This is a genomic window from Flavobacterium sp. GNP010 (assembly GCF_056428945.1).
Genome location: NZ_JBWJVK010000025.1, coordinates 45904 through 56181 on the forward strand (window position 1 = coordinate 45904; position 10278 = coordinate 56181).

At 33.3% G+C, this 10278-nt stretch carries 10 protein-coding genes and 1 tRNA gene; 9 read left to right on the forward strand and 2 right to left on the reverse strand.

The window, feature by feature from the left end:
* Window positions 1-66 precede the first annotated feature (66 nt).
* The 9 genes from tpx to AC061C_RS11465 all read left to right on the forward strand — a co-directional run bounded on the left by tpx (window position 67) and on the right by AC061C_RS11465 (window position 8699).
* A complete protein-coding gene (gene tpx / locus AC061C_RS11425; RefSeq protein ID WP_478291281.1) occupies window positions 67-564 on the forward strand; it encodes a thiol peroxidase in 498 nt (165 codons plus the stop codon).
* A 9-nt stretch (window positions 565-573) separates the two neighbouring features.
* Window positions 574-948 (forward strand): diacylglycerol kinase family protein, encoded by a 375-nt coding sequence (locus AC061C_RS11430; protein WP_417944161.1) that lies wholly within the window; start codon window positions 574-576, stop codon window positions 946-948.
* An 18-nt stretch (window positions 949-966) separates the two neighbouring features.
* Complete coding sequence (locus AC061C_RS11435) at window positions 967-3414, forward strand: DNA translocase FtsK (RefSeq protein ID WP_478291282.1); 2448 nt, start codon at window positions 967-969, stop codon at window positions 3412-3414.
* A 4-nt stretch (window positions 3415-3418) separates the two neighbouring features.
* Window positions 3419-4108 (forward strand): outer membrane lipoprotein periplasmic chaperone LolA1, encoded by a 690-nt coding sequence (lolA1, locus tag AC061C_RS11440; RefSeq protein ID WP_417944159.1) that lies wholly within the window; start codon window positions 3419-3421, stop codon window positions 4106-4108.
* Window positions 4109-4116: 8 nt separating this feature from the next.
* The gene (locus AC061C_RS11445) at window positions 4117-5550 is read left to right on the forward strand and encodes an LptF/LptG family permease (RefSeq protein WP_478291283.1); all 1434 of its coding nucleotides are present in this window, start codon (window positions 4117-4119) and stop codon (window positions 5548-5550) included.
* 8 nt (window positions 5551-5558) lie between these two features.
* Window positions 5559-6692, forward strand: coding sequence for a 3,4-dihydroxy-2-butanone-4-phosphate synthase (gene ribB, locus AC061C_RS11450; RefSeq protein WP_417944155.1), 1134 nt, complete (start codon window positions 5559-5561; stop codon window positions 6690-6692).
* Window positions 6693-6860: 168 nt separating this feature from the next.
* Window positions 6861-6945 (forward strand) — tRNA-Ser (locus tag AC061C_RS11455).
* A gap of 251 nt (window positions 6946-7196) precedes the next feature.
* The gene (locus AC061C_RS11460) at window positions 7197-8441 is read left to right on the forward strand and encodes a site-specific integrase (RefSeq protein WP_478291284.1); all 1245 of its coding nucleotides are present in this window, start codon (window positions 7197-7199) and stop codon (window positions 8439-8441) included.
* A 117-nt stretch (window positions 8442-8558) separates the two neighbouring features.
* Entirely contained in the window at window positions 8559-8699 is a 141-nt protein-coding gene (locus AC061C_RS11465; protein WP_478291285.1) for a hypothetical protein, read from the forward strand.
* A gap of 150 nt (window positions 8700-8849) precedes the next feature.
* Here the strand turns inward: AC061C_RS11465 and AC061C_RS11470 are convergent, their stop codons facing one another.
* Window positions 8850-9749, reverse strand: a complete 900-nt coding sequence (locus AC061C_RS11470; RefSeq protein ID WP_478291286.1) for an alpha/beta hydrolase family protein — start codon at window positions 9747-9749, stop codon at window positions 8850-8852.
* Between the two features lie 226 nt (window positions 9750-9975).
* On the reverse strand, window positions 9976-10278 hold a 303-nt coding region (locus tag AC061C_RS11475), incomplete at its 5' end, for a hypothetical protein (RefSeq protein WP_478291287.1).

Sequence of the window (10278 nt, forward strand, 5' to 3'; positions counted from 1 at the left end):
CCAATAATTGAAGATTAAATCTGAATTAATTTTCATACTTTTGAACCTCACAATTAAATAAAAAACATGGCTTCAATAACATTAGGAGGAAATCCAATACACACCTCAGGTGAATTACCAAAAGTAGGTACTAAATTAGCTGATTTTAAATTAGTTAAAAATGACCTTTCCATTGCTTCGGCAAGTGATTTTTTAGGCAAAAAACTGGTTTTAAATATTTTCCCTAGCGTAGATACAGGAACATGTGCAGCATCTGTTCGTAAATTTAACGAAAGTGCTAGTGCTTTAGAAAACACGATCGTTCTTTGTATTTCTAGAGATTTGCCTTTTGCTCAAAGTCGTTTTTGTGGAGCCGAAGGTCTTGAAAACGTGATGAACTTATCAGATTTTCCTGAAGGAAGTTTTGGTAAAACAAATGGTTTAGAAATTACAGATGGGCCATTGGCTGGATTGCATTCCAGAGTAGTTATTGTTGTTGACGAAAATGGAACTATTACACATACAGAGCAAGTTACTGAAATTGCAGATGAACCCAATTACGAAGCTGCTTTAGCGGTACTTTAATCGTATTTAATGGAATTTCAAAAAGACAATACTTTTTTCTACGGAAGATTAAAAAGCTTCAGATATGCGATTGCAGGAGCTTTAAAACTGATTACTACTGAACACAGTATAATGGTACAATGTTCTCTTGGAATAGTTGTCACTATCGCAGGTTTTTATTTTGATATTTCCAAAACGGATTGGCTTTTTCAAATACTGGCTATTGGGTTGGTTTTAAGTGTGGAAGGCCTAAACACTGCCGTTGAAAAAATGGCTGATTTTATACATCCCGATTTTCATGAAAGAATTGGCTTTATAAAAGACATTGCTGCTGGAGCGGTATTTTTTGCCGCTTTAACAGCATTTGCTATCGGTTTAATCATTTATCTCCCATTATTTCTTTAGAAATTATCCAATTCAAGAATGGCAAAAATAAAAAAAGCAACAGCTTCAGACAAAGCGAGCGGCACAAAAACAGAGTCAGTTCATCCATTAAAAATTACTAAACAACATAAAATTGTTTTTGGAGCACTATTAGTATTGTTTTCGATAGCGCTATTAGTGGCGTTTATTTCTTTTTTTATTTATGGACAACAAGATCAAAGTGCTGTTAATGAACTGCAAAATAGAGATGAAATCGTTCAGAATTGGCTGGGTAAATTTGGCGCTTTCTTAGCTCACATTCTTATTTATAAAGGATTTGGGGTAGCAGCTTTTATAATAGTGCGCTTGTTTTTTTTAACAGGCCTTTATTTAATACTCGGAATTCCTACTAGAAAATTAAAAAATATCTGGTTTTGGGATTTATTCGTGATTATTATTTTATCCGTTTTATTTGGATTTTTTGCTACCTCCTTACCTGAACTAGGCGGAACTATTGGTTATGAATTGAATTTATTACTACAAGATTATATTGGGAAGACAGGTACATTATTGATTTTGATATTTGGGTTAATCATTTATATTATTTTCAAAATCAAACTCTCACCAGAGCGTATTCAGTCGTTTTTTGATACTACCAAAAAAGAAACACAAGGTCCCCCAATTTCTAATCCAATTAATAATAGCAATAGCGGTTATAATTTAGAAGAATTTGCCGTTGCTGTTGATGATGTAGACGAGATTCATTTAAAAACCAATGGCTCACAATTTGAAATTAACAAAGAGGCATTAAAACCTACTATTAGTAATTCATCGGATATTAATAGAGATCCTGTTGTAAAGCCGCTTGCCATGCAAGTTACACCAGTTGTAAATCCAGAAATTAGTGTAGCTAGTAATGAGTCGTTTGTTATAGAAACTGCTCCAGAAGAAGATATTATTGAGGAAAATTTAGCTTCACGATTAGTGGCTGATTTTGGATTGTTTGACCCGACTTTGGATTTATCTAATTTTAAATTTCCGACTTTAGATTTATTAAAAGAATATTCTACTGGTGGAATTACAATCAACCAAGAAGAGTTAGAAGAGAATAAAAACCGAATTGTAGATACACTGCGCAATTACAAAATAGAAATTGCACAAATTAAAGCGACCGTTGGTCCATCGGTTACATTATATGAAATTGTACCAGAAGCAGGAATTCGTATTTCGAAAATTAAGAGTTTAGAGGATGATATTGCTTTATCGCTCTCGGCATTAGGAATTCGAATTATTGCGCCTATTCCAGGAAAAGGAACTATTGGAATCGAAGTTCCTAATAAAAATCCAACGATGGTTTCTATGAAAAGTGTTATTGGCTCAGCTAAATTTCAAGAGGCTGAAATGGAATTGCCAATCGCTCTTGGAAAAACAATTTCGAACGAAACGTTTGTAGTTGATTTAGCCAAGATGCCGCACTTATTGATGGCAGGAGCTACAGGTCAAGGAAAGTCTGTAGGTTTGAATGCGGTTTTAACATCACTTTTGTACAAAAAACATCCAGCTGAGGTGAAGTTTGTTTTGGTCGATCCTAAAAAAGTAGAGCTTACACTTTTTAATAAAATAGAAAGACATTATTTAGCCAAACTTCCAGATATGGATGACGCAATCATCACTGATAATGCTAAAGTGGTCAATACATTGAATTCCCTTTGTGTAGAAATGGACAATAGGTATTCATTATTGAAAGATGCGATGGTGCGTAACATCAAAGAATACAATGATAAATTTAAAGCTCGAAAATTAAATCCTGAAAACGGACACCGATTTTTACCTTACATCGTTCTTGTAGTAGATGAGTTTGCCGATTTGATTATGACTGCTGGTAAAGAAGTAGAAGTTCCTATTGCACGATTGGCACAATTGGCACGAGCCATTGGAATTCACTTAATTATCGCAACACAAAGACCATCCGTAAATGTAATAACAGGTTTAATAAAAGCCAATTTCCCAGCTAGAATAGCTTTTAGAGTAACCTCAAAAATTGATTCCAGAACGATTCTGGATACTCAAGGTGCCGATCAATTGATAGGAAGAGGGGATATGCTTTACACCAATGGTAATGATGTTGTTCGAGTACAATGTGCCTTTATTGACACACCCGAAGTAGAAAAAATAACTGATTTTATAGGTTCTCAAAAAGCATATGCAACGGCTTATTTACTTCCTGAGTTTGTTGGTGAGGAAAGTGGCATTAATCTTGATATGGATATTTCTGACAGAGACACATTGTTTAGAGAAGCAGCTGAAATCATTGTAAATGCACAGCAAGGTTCTGCTTCGTTGTTACAACGTAAACTAAAATTAGGCTACAACAGAGCAGGCCGATTGATTGATCAACTCGAAGCTGCAGGAATTGTGGGCCCTTTTGAAGGAAGTAAAGCACGAAGTGTAAATATTCTAGACATGAGTTCTCTTGATCAATTTTTCAACAATGAACAAAACAATTAATACCATGAAATCAAAAATTCAAGAATTAAAAAAAAATAATACCGAAAGTATGGGCAAAAAATTTCTTTTAATTGCAGCATTATTATTTTTTAGTTTCTCAATTCAAGCACAAGATAAAAAAGCAAAAGAACTTTTAGATCAAGTTACTGCTAAAGTTAAAAGTTATAGTACAATTGTAATTGATTTCAAGTATTCGCTGAATAATGCAAAAGAAAATATCAATCAGGATAGTAAAGGAAATGTAACCATGAAAGGCAATCAATATGTATTGAATTTCATGGGAGTAACTAAAATTTTTGACGGTAAAAAAACATTCACTATTGTTCCAGAAGATGAGGAAATTACGATATCTAAGGTCAATGAAAAAGATGATAGTGCCATTACTCCGTCAAAAATGTTAACTTTTTTTAATACGGGTTACAAATACAATATGGATATTTTACAAAACGTAAAAGGCCGCAAAATTCAGTATATTAAATTGGTACCTACGAGTTCTAGAGATCAACGCAAAGAGGTACTATTGGGAATTGATATTCAAACAAAACACATCTATAACCTAATTGAAGTAGGTAAAAAAGGTACAAAAACAACATTAACGGTTAATTCTTTCAAAACCAACCAACCTTTGTCAAAAAATCAATTTACATTTGCGGAAAGTAAATATCCAAATTACTACATCAACAAATTAGATTAATTTATTAGGTGAAAATTCTTGACAAATACTTATTAAAAACATTCCTGACTACATTTGCTACGGTATTTGTAATCCTGTTTTTCATTTTCATACTTCAAACGGTCTGGTTATTTATATCAGAATTGGCTGGCAAAGATTTAGACTTAGTGATGATTATTAAATTCTTGGCCTTTTCTATGCCTAGAATTGTACCACTAGTATTGCCGCTTTCTATACTATTGGCCTCCATAATGACTTTTGGAAATTTAGCCGAAAATTATGAATTTGCAGCTATGAAATCTTCCGGAATTTCTTTGCAAAGAGCCATGAGAAGTTTGACAGTATTCATCGTTTTATTAAGTATTGTAGCCTTCTTTTTTTCGAATAATGTTATTCCCTATGCGGAGTATAAATTTATCAATTTCAGAAAAAACATTGCACAAGTCAAACCCGCATTGGCTATAGCCGAAGGTCAGTTTAACGATGTGGGCTTTTATAATATTAAGGTAAATAAAAAATCCGGTGAACAAGGAAATATCCTAACTGGTGTGACAATTCATAAAAAATCTAAGATTGGAGACGGAAGTAAAACCGTAATAAAGGCGAAAGATGGAGAACTAATTAGTAGTGAAGAATCGAGTATTTTGCAATTAGTGCTAAATGATGGGTACTATTATGAAGATATTGTTCCAAAAAAATACGAAGATCGTAGCAAATTACCTTTCGCTAAAAGTTCCTTTAAAAAACAAATCATTAATATTGATCTATCTGAATTAAATAAGACCGATATCACAGATGAAAGTGTTGCGAATACGAACACCATGCTTACTGTAAATGAATTGAATTATACCTTAGATTCATTAAATAAGAATATGAAAACGGATATTATTTCGTTTTCGGAAAATAGTAACTCCCGAATAGCAATTCCAATAAATAAAAAAATAGCTAACGGAAAAAAAAGAAAACCACTTCCTAAAGATATCCTGTCTTTGTATACATTAAAACAACAATCAGATATCTTGAAAATAGCAGTGAGTAATCAAACAAGCATAGCGTACGCTATAGAATCCACCAAATCAGAATTAGACAATAAACAAAAGAATATCAATAAACATTTATTGGCATTTTACGATAAATTCGTTATTGTATATGCTTGTTTTCTAATGTTTTTCATTGGAGCGCCGCTAGGAGCAATTATTAGAAAAGGAGGCTTAGGACTTCCTATAGTTTTTGCTATTTTAATTTTTATCACCTTTCACTTTATCAATACTTTTGGAAAAAGATTAGCACAGGAAAATGGAATGACACCTTTTATGGGTTCTTGGTTGTCCTCATTTATACTAACACCATTAGCTGTTTTATTAACCTATAGGGCTACAAATGATATTGGATTAATCAACATGGATGTCATTTTGGCGCCATTCCAAAAAGTAATAAAAAAAATATTCCCGTCACAAAATTAACAATACAAATGATTACAAACAACATACAACTCAACACTATTGAAGAGGCTATTGAAGATATTCGTCAAGGAAAAATAATAATAGTTGTTGACGATGAGGATCGTGAAAATGAAGGAGATTTTTTGGCTGCTGCTGAAAAAGTGACACCAGAAATGATCAATTTCATGGCTACACACGGTCGAGGATTAATTTGTGCTCCACTAACAGAAAGCCGATGCAAAGAATTAGGATTGCATGTTATGGTGAGTAACAACACCGACCCGATGGAAACTGCATTTACGGTTTCGGTAGATTTAAGAGGTAACGGTGTGACTACAGGAATATCAGCCGGAGATAGAGCAAAAACGATTTTATCTTTGGTTGATTCTAAAACTAAACCACATGATTTAGCACGTCCTGGACACATATTCCCGCTTATAGCCAAACAAGGTGGCGTATTAAGAAGAACAGGACATACCGAAGCTGCTATAGATTTTGCAAGATTAGCCGGTTTTAAATCAGCCGGTGTGATTGTTGAAATTATGAACGAAGATGGTTCTATGGCACGTTTACCGCAATTAGTGGAAGTGGCTAAAAAATTCGATTTAAAATTAGTTTCCATCGAAGCCTTAGTGGCCTATAGAATGCAACACGACAGTTTGATTGTTAAAAAAGAAGATTTTGATATTGAGACTCGTTTTGGCACATTTCGACTAAGAGCATACCAACAGACGACCAATAAACAAATTCATATTGCTTTGACAAAAGGCACTTGGAATTTGGGTGAATCTATTTTAACTAGAATCAATTCTTCGCAAGTAAACAATGATTTATTAGGTACATTGACCAACAATGTAGATCAACAATTGGATGATATGTTCCGAGTAATTAATGATGAAGGAAAAGGCGCTGTGATTTTTATCAATCAAGACATGCAATCAATAAATTTATTGAATCGAATAGCTGAACTCAAATTATTACAAAGCGAAGGAGTTATGAAGGCACCAAAAATTATCATCGATAGTAAAGATTTTGGTATTGGAGCACAAATATTGCATGATATTGATATTTCAAAAATTAGATTAGTATCCAATACTGAAGGTACTAAACGGGTAGGGATGATTGGATATGGGTTAGAAATAACGGAATACGTAAAGTATTAGTCTATCTTTATTAGCTTTTTTAAAAAATAAGTTGTCTCTAAAGTAAAGAAAATGAAACCTTTAAAAATGAGTCTAATAAATTGATGTTTTTTTTCTAAAAATAGATTTGTATAACCAAAAAAGGTTCTTATATTTGCACTCGCAATCAGATAATGAAAGCGACATACTGGAGAAATGGCAGAGCGGTCGAATGCGGCAGTCTTGAAAACTGTTGACTGTAACAGGTCCGGGGGTTCGAATCCCTCTTTCTCCGCTGGTTATTTCAAAAAACCAACTAAAACCCTTTAAATCGTATGATTTAGAGGGTTTTTCATTTTAAGGCCTATCCAAATTATTCATGGTTTCTCATACTAAAAGGGGCACATCGAGGGGCACATTGTAAAATGAAATGTATTGTGCCCCTACCTTTGGAAACCCCGATAAAATAAGGAGTTCACTATATGAACATCTTGTTTTGTGTTGATGGAATTTTTAAATTTCTATTAACTTAAAGGTTACCACATCATGGATGCACCAATTTCAATTCTTTTTTATGTAAAAAGAGCAAAAGTCAACGCCCAAGGGCTAGTCCCAATTTTTCAAAGAATTACTATCAATCGACAACGATTAGACAACAGTACTGGTAAGTTTGTTGATCCCGAAAAATGGCATTCTGAAATGTCAAAAATGAGAGGAACTTCGGAAGAAGCTCGTTCAATCAATGGACATCTTGACCATTTAAAATCTAAGATTTTAAATATTGAGAAAATTTTAATCAAAAAAGACATTCCAGTAAACTTTGAAACTTTTAAAAATGAGTTACTCGGAATTAAAGAACGGGAGCGAATGTTAATTCCAATTTTCGAGGAGCACAACCGAAAAATAGAAGAGCTTTTGGGTCTCGAATATGCCCCTGGAACGCTAGAGCGATATAAAACCTCACTCAAACACACCAAAGACTTTCTTCACTGGAAATACAGTCTTTCTGATATTAATATAGAGAAGATTGACCATGCCTTTATCATGGAGTATGAATTTTATCTGCGTAGTGTTCGCAAGTGCAACAATAACACGGCAGTTAAATACGTCAAAAACTTCCACAAAATCATCAATCAATGCCTTGCAAATGACTGGCTAATCAAAAATCCATTTGCGAATTACAAAGCCAAAGTAAAAGAAGTCATAAGAGAGTTTTTAAACGAAGACGAAATAGAAAGTATGATAAATAAAGAATTTGTTTCGGAACGATTGGAATTGGTCCGCGATATATTTATTTTCAGCTGCTTTACCGGATTAGCTTACGTCGATGTACAGCAATTAAACAAAAACCACATTAGCTTGGGTATAGATGGAGATAAATGGATTTTTAAAAACCGACAAAAAACGGATACCCCTTCCAAAATTCCATTATTACCAATGGCAATGGAAATCGTCGATAAATACAAAAATCATCCAACCTGTGTAAATGAAAACCGTCTTTTACCTATTCTGAGTAATCAAAAAATGAACGCCTATCTAAAAGAAATTGCTGATGTATGCGGCATCAATAAAGAACTTACCTTTCACATCGCCCGCCATACTTTTGCGACAACTGTAACACTTTCCAATGGTGTGCCAATTGAAACCGTAAGTAAAATGCTCGGACATACCAATTTAAAAACTACTCAACATTATGCTAAGATTTTAGATAAAAAAATCAGCAATGATATGATGATCCTCAAGGATAAATTCAAAAACGCGCATCAAATGAAGCTCGACAAGACCAATTAAATCAAGACATTAATAAAAATTTGGCAATTCATTATAAAACAATTAACTTTTACGTACGATTTAACTCTGTAATAATAGCATACTTTAGTTTGATATTTTGTAAACTAAAACTCATATATGAAGATATATTGCGATGCTTTCTTTTGTGAATTTGAATTTGAAGTTGAAAAAATTAAAAAGGAAACCACCGATCCTATGAGTCAGGCAAAACAAGCGATTCAGTATATAGAAATAAAACTTAAAGAACTTTTCATATGATGAAAAAGCAAAACAACAGCGAGAAAAACTCGAGCGTATGATAAAAGAGATCAAATCAGAGAAATAAAACTTATAAACGCTTCCGTTCAACACAGGCTTCATTGTTGGCTTTTCAAGCCCAACGAAACCCTTGCTGTTGTAGGCAGTGCTTTATTTTGATACTTTAGACTTCTTAATGTTAAAAGTTTTCTGTTTTATCCATTGAATTGAAATAGCAACAGTTTCTGTAATATCGCCGGAAGAAGTATTGTGTCCTAATTTAGAAAACAAAGTATATTCGAAAGGTTTACCTTGAGCTTTAAATGTATTTAATTGCTCTATACACAACTTTACTGGAATCTGTATATCTTTCTCACCAAAAAGCCAAAGTCCTGGAATTGAAAGAGTATTCAGAGAAATTTTCGGGTCAGTCGCAACGAATTGATACCTGTCTGGATCATTTTTAGTATTTTCACGAGCATCTGATTCTGTATGATTTTCCCAAAAATTATTGCTGCCGTTAGTATAAAACTGAAATCGAAGTTGTTCTAGAGTTGTAATTGTAGGGCAACTAAATAAAACCATAAATTCGATTTGTGGATTTTTGTTTGCAGCAATTGGGATTATCCATCCTGCTTGACTGAAACCAACTAATCCAATTGGTGTTTTTTTATCTTTCAAATAGGTTCGAAATGTGTTTACAGCTGCACTTGCATCGTGAGATAATAAATTAAGATTAGTAGTGTCAATATTATTAGTACCAACAGATGGCCCTACATATACACCGCCCGATTCCCAAACTCCACGTTTATCATATGTCAATACAGCAACACCTTCTTTGGCAAGACGTATTGCGAAGTCCATTTCTCTTTTTACAGGATCAGACCCGTGAACAATTACAACTGCTGCAACTGTTTTTTTAGGTGTTAAAATTGAGCCTGCAAGAGTGACGCCCTGACTTTCAAACTTTACATCTTGAATGGTAAAGTCAGCCGATTGAGAAAATACCATTTCTGGTAAAGTTATTAATAGTAACCAAAGAAATAAGTTAGAAGAAAAGTTTATGTTCATTTTAGTTTAATATAAAAATTACGTTAGATTCTCCAGTCTGCGTTAGTATTGCCTATTACGTCAGTTCTTCTAAAAACCTCCAGACTGACTTTATTTTGTTATTCATAAAGTAAATATACAGGATTAAATTGCAATTATTCCTCTTGTTTAAACACCTCCGGTTCCTTTCTACACAGGTTTCATTGTTTGAGCTAAGCACACAATGATCCTTAGCTGCTGGAGGCAATTACATTGATAAAATAAAATCATTTATATTGATTTCTAGTTTCCCATTTGTAAAATGCGATGTTGCCCATGCGACCTCAGTATTTTTCTGATCTTCAAAATAATAGAAAATAAAAACTTTCTCTGCTGTATGAAATATTTCATCACAAATTTTATTCGCTAACCATTCGATTTCTGATTTTCCAATTATTGATTCAAGCATTATCGTAATAACACCTTTTGAATTAAGTTTATAAAAATTTTTTTGCTTTATTTCAAAAGAAATAGCTTTATCTTTAGTAACGGAAGCAGGAATATTTTTTAA

Excerpts from the sequence above, each read along its gene's own strand:
- AC061C_RS11430 (WP_417944161.1), top strand. The coding sequence starts at position 574 with ATGGAATTTCAAAAAGACAATACTTTTTTCTACGGAAGATTAAAAAGC.
- lolA1 (WP_417944159.1), top strand. The coding sequence starts at position 3,419 with ATGAAATCAAAAATTCAAGAATTAAAAAAAAATAATACCGAAAGTATG.
- ribB (WP_417944155.1), top strand. The coding sequence starts at position 5,559 with ATGATTACAAACAACATACAACTCAACACTATTGAAGAGGCTATTGAA.
- AC061C_RS11435 (WP_478291282.1), top strand. The coding sequence starts at position 967 with ATGGCAAAAATAAAAAAAGCAACAGCTTCAGACAAAGCGAGCGGCACA.
- AC061C_RS11470 (WP_478291286.1), bottom strand. The coding sequence starts at position 9,749 with ATGAACATAAACTTTTCTTCTAACTTATTTCTTTGGTTACTATTAATA.
- AC061C_RS11460 (WP_478291284.1), top strand. The coding sequence starts at position 7,197 with ATGGATGCACCAATTTCAATTCTTTTTTATGTAAAAAGAGCAAAAGTC.
- tpx (WP_478291281.1), top strand. The coding sequence starts at position 67 with ATGGCTTCAATAACATTAGGAGGAAATCCAATACACACCTCAGGTGAA.
- AC061C_RS11465 (WP_478291285.1), top strand. The coding sequence starts at position 8,559 with ATGAAGATATATTGCGATGCTTTCTTTTGTGAATTTGAATTTGAAGTT.